This is a genomic window from Nocardia sp. NBC_01499, assembly GCF_045040275.1.
Lineage (GTDB): Bacteria > Actinomycetota > Actinomycetes > Mycobacteriales > Mycobacteriaceae > Nocardia.
The window spans coordinates 8,403,115-8,423,288 of sequence record NZ_CP109426.1; the positions used below are offsets into that span (position 1 = coordinate 8,403,115).

General features: G+C 64.6%; 17 protein-coding genes. 6 read left to right on the forward strand and 11 right to left on the reverse strand.

Annotated features, from left to right (window positions below; all coding sequences use genetic code 11):
* Nucleotides 1-28: 28 nt before the first annotated feature.
* The 3 genes from OG203_RS38215 to OG203_RS38225 all read right to left on the reverse strand — a co-directional run bounded on the left by OG203_RS38215 (nt 29) and on the right by OG203_RS38225 (nt 3,320).
* A protein-coding gene (locus OG203_RS38215) for an IS3 family transposase (protein ID WP_405162070.1) occupies nt 29-1,287 on the reverse strand; the annotation gives its coding sequence in 2 pieces (ribosomal slippage) (nt 29-1,014 and nt 1,014-1,287; 1,260 coding nt in all).
* A complete protein-coding gene (locus tag OG203_RS38220; protein WP_405162071.1) occupies nt 1,256-2,551 on the reverse strand; it encodes an IS110 family transposase in 1,296 nt (431 codons plus the stop codon). The genes OG203_RS38215 and OG203_RS38220 overlap by 32 nt, the downstream gene beginning before the upstream one ends.
* A 436-nt stretch (nt 2,552-2,987) precedes the next feature.
* Entirely contained in the window at nt 2,988-3,320 is a 333-nt protein-coding gene (locus OG203_RS38225) for a winged helix-turn-helix transcriptional regulator (protein WP_405168132.1), read from the reverse strand.
* A gap of 242 nt (nt 3,321-3,562) precedes the next feature.
* On the opposite strand from OG203_RS38225, the gene OG203_RS38230 reads away from it, so the two are divergent.
* Together OG203_RS38230 and OG203_RS38235 are read left to right on the forward strand one after the other, a co-directional pair.
* The gene (locus OG203_RS38230; protein WP_405162072.1) at nt 3,563-4,204 is read left to right on the forward strand and encodes an FMN-dependent NADH-azoreductase; all 642 of its coding nucleotides are present in this window, start codon (nt 3,563-3,565) and stop codon (nt 4,202-4,204) included.
* Between the two features lie 115 nt (nt 4,205-4,319).
* Nucleotides 4,320-4,829, forward strand: coding sequence for a VOC family protein (locus OG203_RS38235; protein ID WP_405162073.1), 510 nt, complete (start codon nt 4,320-4,322; stop codon nt 4,827-4,829).
* 512 nt (nt 4,830-5,341) lie between these two features.
* On the opposite strand, the gene OG203_RS38240 is transcribed toward OG203_RS38235, so the two are convergent.
* Nucleotides 5,342-5,836 (reverse strand): DUF6508 domain-containing protein, encoded by a 495-nt coding sequence (locus OG203_RS38240; RefSeq protein ID WP_405162074.1) that lies wholly within the window; start codon nt 5,834-5,836, stop codon nt 5,342-5,344.
* 508 nt (nt 5,837-6,344) lie between these two features.
* Between OG203_RS38240 and OG203_RS38245 the strand changes: the two genes are divergently transcribed.
* The 3 genes from OG203_RS38245 (at nt 6,345) to OG203_RS38255 (ending at nt 8,644) form a co-directional block, all read left to right on the forward strand.
* Entirely contained in the window at nt 6,345-7,472 is a 1,128-nt protein-coding gene (locus OG203_RS38245; protein WP_405162075.1) for an SDR family oxidoreductase, read from the forward strand.
* Nucleotides 7,473-7,675: 203 nt separating this feature from the next.
* On the forward strand, nt 7,676-8,422 hold the full coding sequence (locus tag OG203_RS38250; protein WP_397143864.1) for an alpha/beta fold hydrolase: 747 nt from the start codon (nt 7,676-7,678) through the stop codon (nt 8,420-8,422).
* A 72-nt stretch (nt 8,423-8,494) separates the two neighbouring features.
* A complete protein-coding gene (locus tag OG203_RS38255) occupies nt 8,495-8,644 on the forward strand; it encodes a hypothetical protein (RefSeq protein ID WP_405162076.1) in 150 nt (49 codons plus the stop codon).
* Nucleotides 8,645-8,659: 15 nt separating this feature from the next.
* Here OG203_RS38255 and OG203_RS38260 read toward each other — a convergent pair whose 3' ends face one another.
* The 6 genes from OG203_RS38260 to OG203_RS38285 all read right to left on the reverse strand — a co-directional run bounded on the left by OG203_RS38260 (nt 8,660) and on the right by OG203_RS38285 (nt 16,724).
* Nucleotides 8,660-9,664, reverse strand: coding sequence for a M28 family peptidase (locus OG203_RS38260; protein ID WP_405162077.1), 1,005 nt, complete (start codon nt 9,662-9,664; stop codon nt 8,660-8,662).
* Nucleotides 9,665-10,408: 744 nt separating this feature from the next.
* A complete protein-coding gene (locus tag OG203_RS38265; RefSeq protein ID WP_405162078.1) occupies nt 10,409-11,620 on the reverse strand; it encodes a cytochrome P450 in 1,212 nt (403 codons plus the stop codon).
* A gap of 129 nt (nt 11,621-11,749) precedes the next feature.
* On the reverse strand, nt 11,750-12,712 hold the full coding sequence (locus tag OG203_RS38270; protein WP_405162079.1) for a hypothetical protein: 963 nt from the start codon (nt 12,710-12,712) through the stop codon (nt 11,750-11,752).
* A gap of 26 nt (nt 12,713-12,738) precedes the next feature.
* Complete coding sequence (locus OG203_RS38275; protein WP_405162080.1) at nt 12,739-14,124, reverse strand: cytochrome P450; 1,386 nt, start codon at nt 14,122-14,124, stop codon at nt 12,739-12,741.
* A gap of 22 nt (nt 14,125-14,146) precedes the next feature.
* Nucleotides 14,147-15,214 (reverse strand): polyprenyl synthetase family protein, encoded by a 1,068-nt coding sequence (locus OG203_RS38280; protein WP_405162081.1) that lies wholly within the window; start codon nt 15,212-15,214, stop codon nt 14,147-14,149.
* A gap of 703 nt (nt 15,215-15,917) precedes the next feature.
* The gene (locus tag OG203_RS38285; RefSeq protein ID WP_405162082.1) at nt 15,918-16,724 is read right to left on the reverse strand and encodes an SDR family oxidoreductase; all 807 of its coding nucleotides are present in this window, start codon (nt 16,722-16,724) and stop codon (nt 15,918-15,920) included.
* 572 nt (nt 16,725-17,296) lie between these two features.
* On the opposite strand from OG203_RS38285, the gene OG203_RS38290 reads away from it, so the two are divergent.
* Nucleotides 17,297-17,752, forward strand: coding sequence for a YybH family protein (locus OG203_RS38290; protein WP_405162083.1), 456 nt, complete (start codon nt 17,297-17,299; stop codon nt 17,750-17,752).
* Between the two features lie 37 nt (nt 17,753-17,789).
* Here the strand turns inward: OG203_RS38290 and OG203_RS38295 are convergent, their stop codons facing one another.
* Nucleotides 17,790-19,715 carry a M61 family metallopeptidase gene (locus OG203_RS38295; RefSeq protein WP_405162084.1) on the reverse strand — a complete coding sequence of 642 codons (1,926 nt, stop codon included), beginning with the start codon at nt 19,713-19,715 and terminating at the stop codon, nt 17,790-17,792.
* Between the last annotated feature and the right edge of the window lie 459 nt (nt 19,716-20,174).

Genomic DNA, 20,174 nt, shown 5'->3' on the forward strand with positions numbered 1-20,174 from the left:
TTGAACCGTCCCCACTTTCCGGCCGGCTTCATGGTTGAGTCATCACCGGCTGGGATGGCTGTTGTTGAGCGTAATAGGCGGCTTCGTACTCGACGGGTGGGATATGGCCGAGCAGGCTGTGCAGCCGCTGGTTGTTGTACCAGTCGACCCATTCCATCGTCGCGTACTCGACATCGTCGAGCGCCCGCAGTGGCCCGGTGAGAAACGGGCTGTCACGGGCGAGGGCTTCGGTCTTGAACAGCCCGATCGTCGACTCCGCCAGGGCGTTGTCGTAGGCATCGCCGATACTGCCGATCGAGGCCGCAATCTGTTCTGCGGCAAGGGTTTCTGCGAATCTTATCGAGGTGTATTGCGATCCCGCGTCGCTGTGATGGATCAATCCATCCTCAACGGCGTGACCATCGTGATCGCGCCGCCACAGCGCCATTCTCAGTGCGGTGGTGACCATGGCAGTGTCCTTGATCGTGGCGGCCTGCCAGCCCACGATGGAACGGGAGAAGCAGTCGATCACGAACGCCACATACACGAACCCCGACCAGGTGGGCACGTAAGTAAAGTCGGTGACCCACTTGCGATTTGGCTCGGTTGCGGTGAAGTCGCGGTCGAGAAGGTCCGGGGCGCGGCGATGACCGGCGCCTTTCCCGCCGATCGTGGTGCGGTGTTTGCCGCCGCGGACCACGCCCGACAGACCTTCGTCACGCATGAGTCGGTCGACGGTGCCGATCCCTACCTGGAGGCCCTGGCGGCGCAGATACGGGGTCATCTTGCGGCGCCCATACATTCCCTCGGGCGTGCCGATGGTGGCCAGCAATGCGTCGGTCAGGCGCGCGTCGGTCACTGTCCGCGCCGAAGCCGGCGCGGTTTTCCAGTTCCGATAGGTTCGTCCGGCGACCTGCACGCCCTGCTCGGTGAGCACGCGACAGATCGGATCGACCCGGAAACCCAGCCCCCGCATCTGATCGATGAACGCACAGATCACCGGCGGCGCGGGTCGATCTCCCGCGCGAAGAAAATCGAGGCAGCTTTCAGAATCTCGTTGGCCTCCTTCAGATCTCGGACTTCGCGTTCGAGTTCTTTGATCCGCGCCTGCTCCGCACTCGTCACACCGGGAGCCTTCCCGGTGTCAATCTGGGCCTGCTTCACCCAGACCCGCAACGACTCCGGGTGGACACCGAGCTTCGGGGCGAGCGCCTGGCAGGCGGCATACGCCGACGGATACCCGTCGAGGCGGTCCAGCACCATCTTCACCGCACGCTCACGCTGCTCGATCGGATAACGCTTGGGCATGGCCCACATCCTTCACAAGGAAAGAAGCGGCCGAAAAGCCGGGGCGGTTCAGTTGGTTGAAAGCTTTTGTCGGGTCGTAGGTTTGGCCGGTTTGCAGGCAGTGGTAGAGCTGTCCGAGCATTTTGTTGAACAGGTGCCGGACCGCGGGGGCGTGCCGGTCGCCGTGGTCGCGGCGACGCCGGTAGTGCTCATAGGCCGGACCGGACAAGACAACCAGGGTGGTACCCCACACCCAGCCGACGGCCGCGAGGCGATCGTTTTTGATCCGGCGGTGGGTGATGGAGATGGTCTTGCCGGATGCTCGGGTGACCGGCGCCGAGCCGGCATAGGCCTTCAACCCTCGGGCGTTGGTGAAGCGGGTGCGGTCGTCGCCGAGCTCGGCGAGCATCCGAGCCCCGGTGAGGTCGGCCAAGCCAGGGAAACTGGTGATGATGGAGTAGTCGCGATGTTTGCGGAACTCCTCGGCGGCGGCCTGCTCCAGGTCAGCAGCACCGGCACAGGCGGCATCGAGCATGGCCAGCAGTGCCACGGCTTGGCGGCCCATCGCAGTTTCCACCAACTCTGGTTGGCGCAGTTGCGGTTTGCGCAATCCGTCGACGATGTCGGCGGCGAGTTGGTCGATGCCGCGTTGACGTCCGGCCCGGCGCAATGCCGCTGCGACGCGGGTCTTGGTCAGTTTCATCGCTCGCGCCGGGGTTGGCGCGATCGAAAGAACAGCTCGCGCTTCAGCTTTGGCGAGGTTGGTGACAGATCTCGCCGCGAAGGTGGTCAGGAACGATGGGTAATACTCGCGCAACAGAGAGCGCAGCTCGTTGCTGGCCTTGGTTCGCCGCCAGATCGCATCCTGCTGCGCCCGAGCCAACACCGTGATCGCCTGGGCGAGTTCGCTATCGGCAGGCAGTTGTCGGTGAATATGGGCATCGACACGCAAAATGTTGGCCAAGGTCATCGCGTCGAGGTGATCGGATTTCGCGCGGGCCAGGCTACGGCGTTCGCGATAACGCGCGACCGCCATCGGGTTGATCGCGAAGACCGGTCGCCCGCTTGCGCGCAGCGCGGCGACCATCAGCCCGCGCGAAGTCTCGATCGCAATCGGGATCGGATCCTGGGCGGTGTCACCGGCCTCGGCCAGTAGTTCGACCAGCTCGGCGAAACCCGTGGGGTCGTCGGCGATCCGTTTCTTCGCCACCAGCACACCGTCGCGATCGACGACCGCGATGTCGTGATGGCCTTCGGCCCAGTCGATTCCGCAATATCGGTTCAAATCCGTCCTCCATCAGATGGTTACCGCTGGTCGAAACCCTGGCGAGAACGCGCAGCACCCTACTTACGAGCCTGTTGGGCTTGCCTCCGATGAGCTGTTCGCGATCCCAGCGCACCCGCACGGCACCGGTCTGCATCAGAGCTCGACAGGCTCTCGATTCAGCAGGGCGTCTGGTCGCGCGGGAGGGCTCGAACCACGAACAATCTCAGCTGCTCACCAACGCTGGAGCCGGAAGACACACCGCGCCAACCGGATCCGCCGTCAGAGAGAGGTCCGGGCGCGGCGCCCGCGGCCTTTATGAAGGCCTCAAGGACCAAGGGGTGCCAAAGGGGTCACCGCACCGGACCTGAACGACCGACCTCACAGAACGGATCGTTCGGAGATAAGTAGGGGTGCCAGTTGCGGACGCTCTAGAGGCGCTGGTGACAGTATCGGTTCAGGGTGTGGTGGTGGCGCGGGTGCGGTGGTCGCGGATCTCGTCGTGGTGGTCGGCGGCCCAGCCGATCAGGGAGGCGACGATCTGGTGGAGGCCGCGCCCGAGTGGGGTGAGGGTGTATTCCACGCGCGGGGGGACTTCGGCGTAGGCGGTGCGGGTGATCAGGCCGTCCTGCTGGAGTTGGCGCAGGGTGAGGGTGAGCATGCGCTGGGAAATGCCGGAGGCTCGATGGTGCAGGTCGGTGTAGCGCAGGGGTCCGGCGTCGAGCGCGGCGATGACGAGCAGGCTCCACTTGTCGCCGACGCGGTCGAGGACCTTGCGGATGAAAGCCATCTGCTCGGCGGGGATGTTCGCGCACGGGCCTGCCGCGGCCGCCGCTCCCGAACTGTCGCTGACGTCCATGGCACACATTCCTCTCCGTCACGCACACCGCTGTGCATTTTGTATCGCCTCCGATACTGGCCCATCATGGCGCTACGAACAAAATGTTCGTATTGGAGGTGTGTGCCGGAGGTAGACATTCGGTCCCCAATGGCACTACCCCCCAACAACTCTGGAAAGGCCCGAAACCTCTCATGTCTTACCTGCTCCACATCGATACTTCCGCACTCGGCGAGGGCTCGGTCTCGCGTCAAGTCGCCCAGTCCTTCCGTGACCAGTGGCAGGGGCCGGTCGTTCACCGCGACCTGGCCGTGACCCCCGTGCCGCACCTGAGCGCGGCGGGCGTCACCGCTCGCGTCACCGACCCGGCCGCCCGCACTGTCGAGGAGGCCGAGGCGCTGGCGATCCAGGACGAGCTGATCGAGGAGTTCCTCGGCGCCAGCGCTTACCTGTTCACCGTGCCGCTCTACAACCTCACCGTGCCGTCGGTGTTCAAGGCGTGGCTGGACCAGATCCTGGTCATCGGCCGCACCATGAACCTCACCGGACCCGTGTCGACGACCGGTCGCCCCGCCGTGGTGGTCTCTGCCCGTGGCGGCGGCTATGGACCGGGCACCCCGAAGGAAGGCATGGACCATCTGGTCCCCACACTGGAACACATTCTGGGAGAGCCCATCCTGGGTCTGGACCTCACCGTCATCACCCCCGAACTCACCATGGCTGCGCATGTGCCGGTGATGGCGCCGCTGCTGCCGCTGCACGAGGCGTCTATGCGCGAGTCACACGATCAGGCCCGCCGGCTGGGCTCGGCCCTGTCCGGCCGGTCCGCTGCCTGATCCGCTCCCGACCGGTCCACAAAGGCGGTCGGCTCCCTCGCCCCTGCACGAGATGTCACGACCACGCCTGGCGCCCTGCGCATTCTGACACCTCATTCCACCTTACGGAGACACCATGCCCATCCAACGTCTCAACCACGCCGTTCTCTATGTCCGCGACGTCGAGCGCAGCGCGGGGTTCTACCGCGCTGTTCTCGGATTCCGTCCTGTTTTCACACTTCCCGATGCCGCGTTCCTGCAAGCCGAAGGATCCATGAACGACCACGATCTCGGACTGATTCAACGGGGCGGTCAAGCCGAGGACTCCGCAGCGGGACAGCGCACCGTCGGGCTCTATCACTTGGCCTGGGAAGCGGAAACCCTGGCAGAGCTCCGTCAGATCAGAGGCAAACTGGTCGGTGCGGGCGCGTTGGTGAGCGAGATGGATCACGGCACGACGAAATCGTTGTACGCGAAGGATCCGGACGGGCTCGAGTTCGAGGTCTGTTGGCTGGTACCGGCGGCACTGATCGCGGCCGACGACCACCAGCTGGTCGGCGACCCTCTCGACTTGGACGCCGACATCCGAAGGTTCGGCGCCGACACCCGCAGCGGTGTCGGTGTGTCCAGCCCTGTGCAGCATTGATCTCGAATCACATCGCGTCGAGTTCCTCAGGTAGCGCGAATCAACCTGGTTTCGGGGCTGACCTCGTGCAGGACCTGGTGGACACCGGGCACCGGTTCCTGCGTGAAGTGCAGGAACACAGCGCCGACGAATAGTGGTCCCGGACTCGCCAAAAATCCAGCGAGGCTTGGGATGTGCTGGTAGAGGATGATTCGCCAGCGCCAGTGCCGGGTGGTTGGTACTCGGCAGCCAAGCCGAGCACCAACCACACCTACCCCAGCCCGAACCCGGCACCACACCATCGCTGCCGGTCAAGCCATATCCGTTGTTTTTGCACCGAAACTACTGGGACCCTTGTTGGAAAACGCCCTGGAGATGCACGCTCATCGGAATGAGCGCGCGTCCGAAAGGTCGCGCGCTTCTCAACATCAAGCGTGTTCGGGGAAGCCAGATGCGTTGTCAGACAGGTCGATCAGTCCGGGCCTGCGGAACGCACGCGCAGCGGTAATTGAGGACGTTCGCGGGCCGCTGCATTAGTCTCGTCGCACTGCCTGGAACGTGCGAAGGTCACTGACCCGTTGCGAGATCCACGATTGGCCCGGTGGTGCGTGTATGTGCTTGGCGTGGATGTCGGCTATGTCGTCGTACCACTTGCGAAGGCGCAGCAGGGCTGTCAGGAAGGTGCCGTCGTCGAGTGCGCGCCCGATTGTTCCGTCATGGAATCGCTCAGCGTGCGTGATCACGGTCAGCATTCGGCAGACATCGGCGACCGGTGCATCGGCCAACCCTCGGCCGCCTTGATAGCGTTGGATGCCGTCCCAGTTCGGCCAGTCGAATCTCACACGCGAATTCACTTGGAACAACGCCTGTTTGACGCGCTCCACGGCGTCGCTGTAGCGGGCGTAGGGCATACAAAGGGAACCGTCGGCGTTCTGGGTGCAGATTTCCCACGGGCTGGGTTGCTCGGCGAGTAGATCATCGACTGCGGACCACAACAGCCGCCAGCACTCTGGCGGCGAGCGGAGCAACTGGCCCTTGATATCGAAATCGCTCGGCTCGACCCCTGCACGATACCGTCGAGCGCGTCTTATCCTGCCCGGACCGCCCGCCCTGCGGCTATGAGCGGATATCGCCGAAGTCAGCATCCTTGCGGGCCCGGTCGGGGCGCAAGATCATCCGACGTGGCGGCAAGAGTCCTGAGCTGGGATGCTCAGTTACGGAACGGCTTTCAGTGATGGTGCGCTGGCCGGGTTGCCGACAGCGGGAGTGCCAGGCATGGTGTACGACATCGCGGGTGCGGCCGGGGCCCCGCTAGGGACGCATCACGAGCTCTCGGGCGGGGCGATGCTGCTGCACCGGTCCGGCACCGGCGGCCGCCCGTGGTGTTCCTGGCCGGTGGCGGGATGTCTGGCCTGTACTACTGGGCCGTGCACAACCTCGTCGCGGAGTTCACCACCAGCGTGATCTACGACCGGCTCGGCCTGGGCTGGGCTGGGCTGGAGCGAGTTGGTTGACCTGCCGCGCAGCGGCACGCAGGTGACCGACGACCTGCATGAACTGCTGCGCGTCGCGGCTGTGCCCCGCCCGTGCGTGCTGGTCGGGGCGAGGTCGATTCCACGATCGGCGTGCAAGCCGGAAGAAATCCTCAACCCGCCCACCTCGGTACGACATCCGCAACTCGGCAGACGTTCCAGAAACTGTGGCGGCCAACGGATCTGGACGGCCGACCAACGCGCGCTCGGCGGCAGGAGAGGATGTCTTGGTGGGCAGAGGATCTCGTATGCGCGCGACAGCGGGGTGTGCATAGGGTGGTCTTGTATGTCGGCTCGGGCGCGCAAGTGCCATGCCGGTCAGGTGAACGGGGAAGACGCGATGACATCGCATGCAGGTATGGCCGGTCGGACTTATGTGGTGACCGGATCGGCGTCTGGCATAGGCGCGGCGACCGCTGCGCTGCTTCGCCAGAGCGGCGCCAAGGTCATCGGTTGCGATCTCGCCGATGCCGATGTCCACGCCGATCTGTCCTCACCCGCGGGGCGGCGATCTCTTGTCGATCAGGTCAGCGAATACGGCGCGATCGATGCTGTGCTGGCGATCGCCGGTGGTGGCAAGACCGGAATGCTGGAAACCAATTATTTCGGCGCGGTGGCGACATTGGAGGGCCTTCGTCCGCTGCTGGCGCAGAGTCCCGCGCCCCGGGCAGTAGCGGTCTCGTCGACCTCGTCGCTGGCACCAGCCGACGAGCACCTCATGCAAGCATGCCTCGAGGGCGACGAAGCAGCCGCGGTTGCCTATCTGGGCGCCAACCCGTCGGCCGGGGGCGCGACTGCGGGTTACGGTACCGCCAAGCGTGCCTTGAATCGCTGGATACGCCGGACCGCCCCGACCGCTGAGTGGGCTGGATCGGGCATCGCGCTCAACGTCGTTGCTTCGGGTGTCGTCGACACTCCCGCGGCCGCCTGGATCTTCGCCGACGCCAGCGCTCGCAAGGCCGTCGAAACCGCTGCACCGCAACCATTCGGCGGGTTCCCAGGCCGGCCGGAATGGGTGGCCGAACTCATCTGCTGGCTGGCCAGCGAGAACAATCGGTTCGTCACCGGCCAGATCGTCTTCGCAGACGGAGGATCGGAAACGGTTGCCCTCGGAGATCACCACTGGCGGTAAACCGACACAGGTCCGTCAGTCCCTGACCGACCCATTCGAACACACTCAATTCGGCAGATGCGCGCGTTGGGAAGTCATGTCTATCAACAGATCTGGACGTCTGACCAACGCGCGCTCGGCGGCATTATCGGATGCGTTGACGGCATGGCGCGGTCGGCGGCTACCCTGGTGGTGATCATGTTCGGCCTGCGGTAAGGACCTGTGTGACTGCGGTATTCGTGAACGGCAATCCCGAAAGCGCAGCGATCTGGGACCCATTGCTCGCCGAACTGGAGCGCACCGATGTGCTGCGGGTGTCTCCGCCCGGATTCGGGGCGCCTGTCCCGGCAGGTTTCGACTGCACGGTGGCGGGCTATCGCGACTGGCTGGTCGGCGAGTTGGTGGCGCTGGGTGAACCGGTCGACCTGGTCGGCCACGATGTCGGCGGCAGCACGGTCGTCGGTGTCGCCATGACCAGACCGGACCTGCTACGAACCTGGGCCAGTGACTCTCTGGGCGTGTTCGATCCGGAGTACGTCTGGCACGGATTGGCCCGGGAATGGCAGATGCCCGAGGTGGGGGAGAAGTCGATCGCGGACTGGATGGGCGGCACGGTCGGCGACCGCGTCGAGCGCATGGTCGCGGTAGGGCTCGCCAGACCGGTCGCCACCCGGATCGCCGCCGCCCAGGGACCGGAGATGGGCCGCGCGATCCTCGCCTTCTACCGCTCCGCCGCCCAGCCGACCATGGCTGAACTGGGCCGTAATCTCCCCGCCGCGGCCGAACGTCCCGGTTTGGCCGTTCTCGGCACCGAGGATCGGTTCGTCGGCTCGGTGGAGATGCGTCGACGATCGGCGGCCCGGGCAGGTGCCCGTGTCGCCGTGCTGGACGGTCTGAACCACTACTGGATGGTGCAGGACCCGGTCCGCAGTGCAGGAGTACTCACCTCGTTCTGGGCCGAACACGACTGACCGACTCGGGCTGTAATCGGCAGATCCGGACGTTCTAGAGGCGTTGGTGGCCGACCGGTCCGAGGTCGGCAAGTGCCTGCTTGGATCGCGCTCTCCGCGGCAAGAGCGGACGTTCTGCTGGAACGGTTCAAAGACGAAGACGGGGACGGGGTCACCAACGACTTCCGCGTCGGCGTCCTCTTCACGGTCGCGCTACTGGCCGACCCTACCTTCGACTACTGACACCCGGCCCCGTGTTCAGCCCGGGAACGCGTCGCCCGCCGCCCCGAGGTGTGCCGTGGCCGTCGCCACCGTCGCCAGCCGACCGTAGTCCAGCGTTTCCGGCACGTCCGACGCCCGGTGGTAGTGCGCGTTGCGGAAGTTGGCCGTGCCCGTGAGCATCAGCGCCGGGATCCGCCGGTTCCAGTAGGCCGCGTGGTCGCTGCGGCCCAGGTGGCCCAGGGCCGGGACGGCGAGGCCGATGGCCGCGCCCAGCGGTCCGTCCGGGCGGGGGTCGCGCAGCAGTACAGCCGGGAGCGCGGGGTCGGCCCGCGCCGCCGCTGCGCGCCAGAGTTCCGCAGCGCGCTGCGAGGAGCGCCGGTGCACCACCAGCGTGAAGTCGCCGCGGTGCCCAGCCTCCCGTACCTGTGCGACCGCCGGGCCGAAGGCCAGCCCCGCGCCCTTCGGCAGCCGCTGGGTCCCCGGCGCGTCCGCGAAGTAACCGACGGACTCCAGGCAGACCATGCCCGCGACGGGCCGCGAGCGGGTCTGCGTACGGGCCGCCGCGCGGGCCCCGACCAGGCCGACCTCCTCATGGTCGAAGACCATCAGGGTCACCGCAGGCCGCTCGGGGCGGGCCGCGAGCAGCCGGGCCACCTCCAGGACGACCGCAACGCCCGAGGCGTTGTCGTCGGCGCCCGGCGAGCCGTACACGGTGTCCAGATGGGCGCCGATCACCACGGTCGGCCCGGCGGCGGCGTCCGGCAGTTCCGCGCGCAGGTTCGCGCCGGTCAGCCGCGGGTGGACTCGGACCTTCAGGGGCAGGGCCCGGTTCCCGTGCCGGTCCGTGCAGCCGACCGCCCAGCGGGCGGCGAACGGCTCGCGCTGCACCTGCCAGCCGGCGCTGGCCAGTTCGCTCGCCACGTACTCCTCTGCCAGAATCATCGCCTCCGGCGCGTGCCGGCGGCTGCGCGGCCCGGCGGCGAGCACCTGGACGTCGTGCCGCAGCCGGACGGGGTCGGCGGGTCCTACGTCCTCAGCCATGTCCGCAGTGTAGGCACGGCGACCGCTGAGCCCCGTTCCCGGCGCAGTCCATCACCCTCCCGTTAGCTCGGGAATCTGCATTCGGCGGCCAAGATCGAGTCTTGACTGCATCGTACGGAAATCGGCAGTACCGCGCACTTTAGTTGACTAAAGTCAGCCCATATTCAGCTTTCGAGTGGCGGGCTGTCAGCTACCCGCCACTCCGGGGAGTCCCGCGCTGTCCCTCCGCGTTTCGCCCGAATCCGTTCTGCGCTGGTCAACCACTGGGCGGGGATGACTTCAGCCGGGTGGGCTCGGCCAACGAGTGCTTGCCCGTAATCGCCTTCGCGGATGACAGCGACATCCGGCCGTGAACGCATAAAGACGCCCCCGGTCCCGAAAAGGACTGGGGGCGTTACACACTGACGATCAGAAACGAGCTCAGCTATGAGCGGCGAGCACGCCAGACCATGGATCAACGACTCATACTGCGCGGCGGGGACATTCGGGATCGACCAACAGTAGTGCGGAAAGTCGCTGCCCGGCACGAGATGGTCGGCGCCGAAGGCTTCGCAAGAAACGAGGGAGGAGAATCGGCCGGGATATGCACTGGTCAGCTTGCAGTAGCTGTTGTTGAGCAGCTGCGCCGCCTCTACTGTCAACTGCGATTCTGTCGCGTATGGTGCCGTGCTGCCAGGAGAGAGAACCCGCCGTTCCACTCCCGCATCGTCCATCATGTCGATTCGCTGACTGATCATTCCGGGTTCACCACGTCACCGGGAGTTCGTGGACCCCGTAGACGACCATGTCGTGCTTGAATTCGACCTCGTCCAGCGCAACAGCGAGCCGCAGCGTCGGGATCCGCCGGTAGAGCGTGCGGTAGACCACCTGCAGTTCGGCCCGCGCGAGCGCATGGCCGAGACAATGGTGGATGCCGTAGCCGAACGCTAGGTGGTGGCCTGCCTCGCGGGTCACGTCGAGCCGGTCGGGTTCGGGGAACTGCGCCGGATCACGGTTGGCCACGCTGTCCGCGGTGATCAGGCCGTCGCCCTTGCAGATCCGCTGCCCGCCGACCTCCAGATCCTCCAGTGCCACGCGCCGCCGTCCGCTGTGCGAGATCGTGAGGTAGCGCAGCAGCTCCTCGACCGCGTTCGCCACCAGTGCGTCGTCACCGTCGCGGACGGCGGCGAGCTGATCCGGATGCTCCAGCAGTGCGGCGGTGCCCAGAGCGATCATGTTGGTCGTCGTCTCGTGCCCGGCTACCAGCAGCAGCAGCCCCATAGACGCCGCCTCCGCGTCCGTCACCGCGCCGGTGGCGACCTGTTCTGTCGCGAGCCGGCTCAGCACGTCCTCGCCCGGGTCGGCGAGCTTGTCCCGCACCAGCCCGCCGAGGTAGTCGAGCAGTGTCTCCACCGCTGCGCGTGCTTCGGCCGGGGGCGTATGGCTCGCGGTCAGAACCTTGCTCACCCGTTGGAAGAAGGCCCGGTCTGCGTACGGCACGCCGAGCAGTTCACAGATCACCAGCGAGGGCACCGGAAGTGCGAACGCCTCCACCAGGTCGGCCGGTTTCGGGCCCGCGAGCAGATCGTCGATCAGATCGTCGACGATCTGCTGGATCCGCGGCCGCAACTGTTCGATCCTTCGCACGGTGAAGTCTGCGGTGAGCAGCCCGCGCTGCGCGGCATGTTCCGGGTTGTCCATGGTGATGAACAATTTCGCCCGGTCGGGATGGGCCTTGATCCCCGCCGTCTGCGCCGGATACCCGTCCCTGGCCGAATCGGCGCTGACGCGCGGATCGGCCAGCAGCGCGCGGATATCCGCGTATCGGGTGAACAGCCACGGCTCGCTGTCGTCCCAGATCCGCACCTTGGCCACCGGCTCCTCCCGCTGCCTGCGGCCGAGCTCGGGTGGCGGGTCGAACGGGCAGCGCCCTCGCGCCATCGGGTACTGGCGTGCTCCGGACCGAACTTCCGGCATCGCAGTCCTCCTATAGAAATTCACCGAACGATTGTTGTGATACTTACTGAACAAATGCGCGCGCGATTCTCGATGCCTGCATCGCCGTGCTCGGCATTCCCCATGACCCGCACGACGTAGTTCGTACTTTTATTCGGCGTATCGGGCGCTTTCGAGGTGGATGTCGTATGTAGCCTTCACCACGGTCTGAACTCCGGTGAGGAATCGCAGGGCTCGGTCGATCTGGTCGAGGTCGGCGTCGAGCTTGCGCAATGCTGCCGGCAAGGTGTCTGTGGCTTCGACAAGGGTGCGGATATTGTGGTTTGCGATCTCGATCGCGCGGGCCGTCGCGTCTTCGCGGGTGAGCCCTGTCGATCGTTCCAGGACGGCTACCGCATTCTCCGTGTCGCCGCAGCGGAGTTCCTTGTCGTAGGAGAAGACGTCGTTGATCATGATGATGATGTCCAATGCTGCCCGGCGCAGGCGAAGCATCGCCGGGCTGGTGTGCACTACCGGCGACAGTTCGCAGTCGTCGGTCAGTTCGATGAAATCCAGCAGCGGGTCGGACACTATATCGAGTCGTCGATGGGCGAGGTAGTCCTCGATGCTGGTTGATCCGCCCCTCGCGCGAGCGGCGGAGTGATGGGCGAAACCGGTAAGGCCCGCGGCGAAGTGTTCGCTGAATCGATGGAACCAGATCGCCGACGCGCTGTCCCGGAACCGGCGCATCATGTCGGCGAGCGCCCGAGCCAACGGCACCTCGGAAGTTTCTTGGAAAGCCGCTGGCGCGCAGATGATTTCGATCATGCCCGCGACTGAGGCGGCCACCGCCCCGGGCAATTCGCCCAGACGGCCGTTGAATTCGTCGTCGTAGAGAAAGCCCCAGCAATTCCAGTCGGTGACCAGGGCCAGCTCGTCTACACCGGCGTGTGGATAGAGACGGCCGATAATGAGCGGAAGGTCGGCACCGATGTCCGCGGTCGCCGCAGGGGCGATCCCCATGGTGTCGATCCAGTCCCGATGGGGCTTACGGACCAGCTCTGTTCGCGGGTTGCGGGCGCTGGGGAAGGGGATGCGCAAACCGTCGACTGCTTGTCCTGCGTCCACCGACATTGTGGTTCTCCAAACTATTCGGGTGGTTACCGGTATCGGCGCGCCGTAACACGGAGGCGAAGATGGCGGGGGGTCAAGGTTGCTTTGACAGCAGGCTTCAGAGATTGATCCGGAAGCGGCGCCAGGCGCCACTGGCCGACGATCGCGATCAATGCCATCGTCGCTTGGGTGATGGCGACGCGGTCGCCGATACACTTGCGGGCTCCGGCACTGAACGGAATGAAGGCCGTTCGATCGGGCTTGGTGTTTCGCCAGCGCTGCGGGTCGAAACGATCGGGATCGTCGTACAAATCCGGTCTACGGTGAATGATGTAGGGGCTGTAGGCCAGCGTGGTCCCGGCCGGAAGCCGGAAGCCGCCCAGCGAAGTGTCCTTCGTGACGGTGCGGGTGAGCAGCCAGGCCGGCGGATAAAGCCGGAGCGTCTCGTTGATGACATGACTTGCCATTTCCATGTCGGTCAGACGCTCGAAAGTCATCGGTTCACCGGCCAGGACGTCGTGGATTTCCTGATGAAGCCGGTCCTGAATGTCGGGGTGACGGGCAAGCAGGTGCAGAGCCCAGGCCACTGTGCTCGCGGTCGTCTCCGTCCCGGCGCCGAAGAAGGTGGTGATCTGGTCGACCAGTTCGATATCGGTCAGCCGATCGCTGCTGTCCGGGTGTTCCGTGGAATCGACGGCCTCCTGCAGAAAAGCCAGTAGGTCGCTGTGGTCGGCGTCGTCCGCACGACGTCTGCCGACGGCGTCGGCCACCGCACTCCGTAACCGTTTGTTCGCCTGGTCGAAGCGCCGGTTTCCCAGCAGGGCGAAGTGGTTGAGGAACGGGGGTGTGATCATTCGCCGGAACGCTCCCTCCACCACCGTGACCAAATCGGCAATAATCTGTTCCGACGTCTCCGGCAGGGTGTTGGCGAACATTGTCAGCACGGCCGTGCCTGCTGTCATTGCCATCAATTCTCGATCGACGTCGACGACTTGGTCGTCGTGCCAGGAACTCGCTATTTCTTTCGCCGCGCGCTCGAACACCGCGCCGAATTCGGGGAGCCGGTCCGGATGAAACGCCGCCTGGCACAGCCGACGCTGACGTCGATGCTTGCTGTGCGGGCAGGTGATCAAACCGTCACCGATCACCTCGGCGGCTTTGTCCATGACCGGTCCGCCCTTGTCGTAGGTGCTGTCCTCCAGCAAAACCTGCCGGGTGAGTAGCGGATCGCACACCATCACCATCGGAAGCGTCCCGATTCGTATCGTCGTCACATCGCCGTATGCGGGAAGTGCCGAGATGAACGCCAACGGGTCCCGCAGCAGCGCCAACGAATGCCCGACCAGCGGCAGCGCTCCTGGAGCAGTCGGAATCGCCTGATTTTCCAAAACGCCGTTCGGCGGTTCTCGGTGCTGGCTGAATACTGCTCGCATCGTGACTCAGACTCCTATCGAATCATCGGTTGCGGTCGATAGCCGACGAACCAAGGATTCGCAGCTCGGACGAGTTGATAAAACTGGGCAGTGCCGCCATGGCCGCGAGTCGATGCAGCTCGGCCAGTTGCCGTGCCGCAGTCATTCCGCCCGCTTGCTCGACCAACTCAGCAACACGAGCCAAGTCGGCCTTGCTCAACACTCGGTCATCGAAATACAGACCTGCCAGCTCGGCTGCCGCGGGATGGTCCGATTCGAGCGCCGCAATAATCGGAAGAGTTTGTTTTCGCCGAGCTAGATCGCTGCCAGGTGTTTTTCCGGTAGTGGCCGCATCGCCCCAGATGCCAAGCAGGTCGTCGATGATTTGAAATGCGATGCCTGTCTCCCTGCCATAAGTTTCCAACGCCGCCACGGTGGCGTCGTCGGCCCCGGCGTACAACCCGCCAAGCGCACACGCGGCCCCGAGCAACGCGCCGGTCTTGCCGGACGCCATCAGCAGGTAGTCGGCGACATCGACGCCACCGCCATGCTCGCAGGCGCAGTCGAAATGTTGACCTGCGCAAAGGTCCAGGGCCGTCGATGCCATCAGCGCAACTGCTCGGACCCCAACACGGTCCGAACTGTCGATGAGGACGCGAGTCGACAAAGCATGCAACGCATCCCCCAGCAGCACGGCGTCACTGACACCCCACACGCGCCACACCGTCGCCCGGCCACGACGCAGATGGTCGCCATCCATCACATCGTCATGAATCAGCGTGAAATTATGCAGCAGCTCCACCGCTGCCGCCGCTGGCGCCGCCACCGCCGCATCGGCCCCGCACGCTCGCGCCGACGCGAAAGTCGCCGCGGCACGCAACCCCTTCCCTAGTGTCGAGCCGGTAGGACGGCCCTCGACATCCCACCACCCGAAGTGATATCCGGCCATTCGTCGCAGCGGGGCCGCGAGCCCGTCTACCGCCTCGCGCAACAGCGGCTCGACATGTTGGCGTGCGGCGTCGAGTAGCGCGCCCGCATCCAGTTCCGGTGCGTCAATCCGAGAGCGCTGCCCACCCACTTGAAAGCGCATACGCGACGGCACCGCGGTCATATCGATTTCCTATCGAGATTTATCGTAGGTAAAATGACTTGACTGAAGATCAAGTCAATAGTTGTTGTCACGGTGGAATTTGTCAAGATGAATGAGACCAACGCAACCGAGGCCTCGGCCGTGATGGAGAGGCTCCGGACGTGGGCGATGTCCGGAGCCTCTCGGCATGGTGTCGCCGCCACCCGGAGACCACGTCGGCCAGTAGGAGCTTCGACGTGTGGTGGTTACCAAGTCGACGGGCGCGATGTCGATGCGATTGTGGGTGCTGAAGAATGCTCTGGACCCGATCCGGCATCGGACCTGTTCGACGGGCTGATCCACCTGTCGTTCATCCTGCAGTGTCACCCAGCGTGTAGTCGAGGGGCTGACCAGCTACCTGAACTGACGAGCCGACCGGCAAAGCAGGCCGCACGCAGCTCTTCGCGTGTCAGCACAAACGCTGCTCGGCTTGATCGGGGGTCGGTCGAGCACCCGCAGGCAAGAGCGGACGTTGAGAAGCGCTGTCAGCCAACTGAATGGACAGCCCGACCAACGCGCGCCATGCGGCATAGCGTGCATAAGGATTCCTGACGAGTTCGCGTGCGTGGCGCTGCCGACAATCGTCGCCCGCGACCGGAACTGGCTGCGGGCGTAGATTTCTCGGAGTATGCGATGGCTAGAACGTGAGGTCTCGATCGTTCTGTCCGCGTCAGGATTCCGCAGTCTAAGGGGTACCCGATGCGGTCGTCGCGATGCCGCCGTCTACCGGGATGGTGGTGCCCGTGAGGTAGGACCCAGCCCGGCTAGCGAGAAACACGGCGATACCCGCCATGTCGTCGTAGCGGCCGAGTCGGCGCAGCGGGGCCGCCGCCGCGATCGTGTCGCCGATGGCATCGAGCGTGGACGCCATCATCTGCGACGGGAACACTCCCGGTGCTACCGCGTTCACCGTAACGTGCTGTGGGCCAAGCTCTCTGGCGAGCACTCTGGTGAGTTGATGGAGTGCCGCTTTGCTGCTGGCGTACGAGTAGTTGGGCGACTGGGCGACGTGGATGGCGGCGATACTGCCGATGTTGATGATCCGCGCGGGATCATCGGCGGTGCCCGCCCTGCGAAGTGCGGGGAGCAGCGCCTGCACCAGCCAGAACGGCGACTTGAGGTTGAGGTCGAGTACCGCGTCCCAGGCCTCGTCGGGGAACGTCTCGAGCGGCTCGCGCCACATCGCTCCCGCGTTGTTGACGAGAATGTCCAGGCGTTCCGAGTCAGCCATGACAAGATCCGCGAGGCGCTGGCACTCGTCGTGTCTGGACAGGTCGGCGGGGACTGCTTGAACGTCGCCGAATTCGGACAGTAGTTGCTGTGCCTCCGCGCACGCGTCTGCCTTGCGTGAGCTGATAATGACGCGGGCGCCCGCCTGGAGAAGGCCGCGCGCGATCATCATCCCAATGCCCCTGGTGCCGCCAGTGACAAGGGCGTACTTCCCACTCAGATCGAAACGTTCTGTGTGAGTGGTGAATTGGTTGTCCGCCATGGGTCTCCGTCCATTCTGTCGTCGAAGAATGCGCCGACACGGTCGCGCCTTCGGCGCAGCTGGAGTGTTGTCGGCGCTTTCGCGCTCAACCAGGTTGACAGGCGTTTCGGACGTCTGGGAGACCCTGGTGACACAGGTACTGTGAGGGCCCCCTTGCATTGACCCTCCTCGTCCCGGACCGCTCGGGGAGTTTTGATCGGTGTCCAGGCGTCCTCGGCGGTGGAATCGACATTCGTCGCCGGGCATCCGCACATCGGCTGCTTATGGTGTGTCGAGCGGACCAAGTGATCTCGGCCCGTTGATCTTTCCGAGAGCCGAGTGGACGGACCGACAACGCGCGGGTCGCGGCAGCTGCGGATGTTGCTGAAATCGACTGCTGCCCAACGATTGCGATGACCGCTCGTGGTGACCGGGAGCCTGCTCTTCGAGTCGAACCGTGGGTAGGTGCTCCAGTACCAGGAGGCACGCGGCCTGGTAGTCCGGCTGTTCGCTGCCGATCATCGAGGGATGAGACGCACAGAACAGCGAATGATGCAGAAGTCCGGCCGCGGGTCCATGCGCGAGTCTGCGTGATGACCGCCGTGGAAACCGTGGCGGCGGCCCATACGCGGTGGCTGTGGGGCTGGGACCGCAAGCAGGGCGATCCTCCGTTCGACCTGCGTGCGGTCCAGGGCGAGTTCTACGACTGGGACGCTGAGGATGTCCTGCTCTACGACGACGCCGACCCCGAGCACCGCGTGGCGCGCAGTGCCGAGGAATACCGGTCGCTGTGGGAGCCGGTCTTCAACCGACTGGTGGCTGCGGACCATCGGCTCGCCGATGGTCCGCACGTGCTGGTGTCCGGCGATCTCGCCGCCTCGCGGTTGGTCTTCGTCGCGCGGCTGGTAGCCGCCGACGGCACCGAGACCGGCTTGCGGGCGACAAGTTCACTGACCTGGCGGCGCGCGGCCACGGGCTGGCGGATCGTGTGGGACCACACCTCGTCAGTCGTCCTGGATAGGAAAACCCTTGCAGCCCTGATGGACTGACAGAAACGATGCCTTGTCCGCGCTGGACCGTGCGGCGCTAGTTCCGCGCGGCCAGGATCTGGGTGAGGTAGTCCGTGGTGCCGTCGATGCGTTGCAGATGCGGGTAACGGAGGCCGTCGTGATAGTTCAGTTCAACGGTCCGTGTCTGATCGAAGTCTTTCACCTGCAATCGGATCGGTGCGGGGTCTGTCTTGGCCGCCTCGATTGCGGCTTCCATCGTGGCTTGGGAATAGGGGGCGTCGTTGACCGAAACCACCGTCATCCCGGAGCCGACTTTTGCCTTGAATGCGGGTCCGTCCCATCGCACGTCGGTGACCTTGCCCGCACCGGACACGTTGAGACCGATCGAGTAGGTGTAGTTGACGGCGCCGTCAGCCTCTTTCCGCTGAGCCGTGAGGAGGGCACCCGGGTTGTTGTCGTAGACCAACTTCCACCCCGTCTTCTCGACACTTGCGGCGAACGGTTCCTTTCCGTCGAGGCGATCGCGCAGGTACTTCGCCCAATCGTCGGCGACCACGCCATTCAGCGTCGAGACGACGTCGTCGAAGTCGTAGGTGTTCTGTGACGTCCACTTACTGTCGTCGACACCGAAGAACGCGCGAGCGAAATCATCGAGTGACTTTGTGTTCTCCGACAGTTCGCGGATACGCGCGTCCACCCCAAGCCATACCAGTTGCCCGCCCTGGTAGTAATCCTCGCTGAGCTGCCACGACCGATACGGCTTCGTGCGCCGCTGAGCGATGATGGGATCGTTGGTGGTGTCCTGCAGACCGCGCCAGGTGAGTCCGGGCCGGTTTTCGGTGTATGCGGCGACTACCGAAGCCAACGCATCACGGGAGACGTCCGCAGGTCGCAGGCCGGACCGGCCGGTGAGCACGTTGCCCCAATACTGCGTCTGTCCCTCGTAGACCCACAGCAAGCTGCCTTGCATCGGGACGTTGTAGTTGGGTGTCCACAGGTCTGCCGGGCGTCGAAACTTGCCATTCCAGGAATGGGTGTACTCGTGCCCGAGCAGATCGTCGCTGCCAACCGTGGGGTTCCACCCGGTGAAATAGTCCGTGGGTTGGCCGTCCTCGCTGGACCGTTGGTGTTCTAATCCGTTGGAGCTGAGCTGATCCGACAACGACAGCAGGAAGTCGTAGTGGTCATAGTGCTGTGCGCCGTACAGTTCCACAGCCTGTCGCACCAGAGCCTTGTGCAGCTCAATGTGCTCGGGCTTGGCTTCGAGCTGCTCCGGTGCGTCTGCGAATGCTTGCAGCCGCACCGGGGTTTTCGCGCCGGGAGCCAGGTCGAACTCCCTGTGATAGCGCCCCGCGTACACGGGCGAGTCGATGAGGATGTCCAACGGAACTTGTTTGTAATTCACGGTGTCGCCGTCCTTGCCAGCGACCTCCAGCGCGGTTCCGGCCTCGAATCCTGGCGGATAGGTAACGCTCGCGTTGAACGGAATCTCACTGACGGGAGCACCGGCTGGATAGAGGAGCACGGCATTCCACTGCAAATTCAGCATATTCGGCGTCATCACAACGCGCCCCTGAGTGGAATCGGTGGGGGTGAGGTACTGGAAGCTCGCGTCAATTGATTCCACGCCGTCGGGCACAGTTACCTTGAACGCATACACGTTCAGCGGGTCACGCTTCCACTCCAGCTTGTTCCCGGCGCTGGTGAAGGTGATGCCCGCGATCTTGTCGATCGGACCGGACGGAGAATGGCTGCCGGGCAGCCACTGCGGAAAAAGTAAATCTACCTCGCCCTGCTGAACGGGGATCGTCTGTTTCACCTGAATCACGCGTTGCGGCAGGTTGGTCACGTCGACCGCCACCGAGATCGCTTTCTGATTCGCCGGAGATTCATCAGGCTTATTGCGCAAGCCGAAGTAAAGCGAGCCTGCCAGGAGAATCAGAACGACGACGCCTACAGCGCCAATGATACGAACCTTAGACAACGACACTCCCCAAGTCACACAGAAGATCTTCTCACACTACGAAATAGACGCAATGCCCACCCCCTGGCGGCTGGTGCTCATCAGCCAAGGAGAGGGCCTATCGTTGCCGTATAAACAATGCGGCTTATAGCGGCAACCAGTTCGCGTACGGTGCGGTCCCCTTGACCGCCTGCCCCATCTCCTCCTCCGGCGTCAACGCTTCAAATAGTTTGTTCGGGTCGGCGAGCGTCCCTTAGTTACTGAACTAATGGTCGATACTACGAGGGTTGGTATCGCAGAGCGCGAGGAGCGAGTGTGGGCTGCGTCATACCCTGTCGCGCGGTCTATTCGCCGACTGGCGGAGAATGCCAATCCGCCTGACCCCGCTCGGCCGGACGCTCCAGGAGCCGATAGCGATGCAGGCCCGACCTCGCTGGGTGCGCAGCATCGGGATGGAGGTCGTTTCGAGGAGCGCGGGGGAGTCGGTGGCCAGCCACA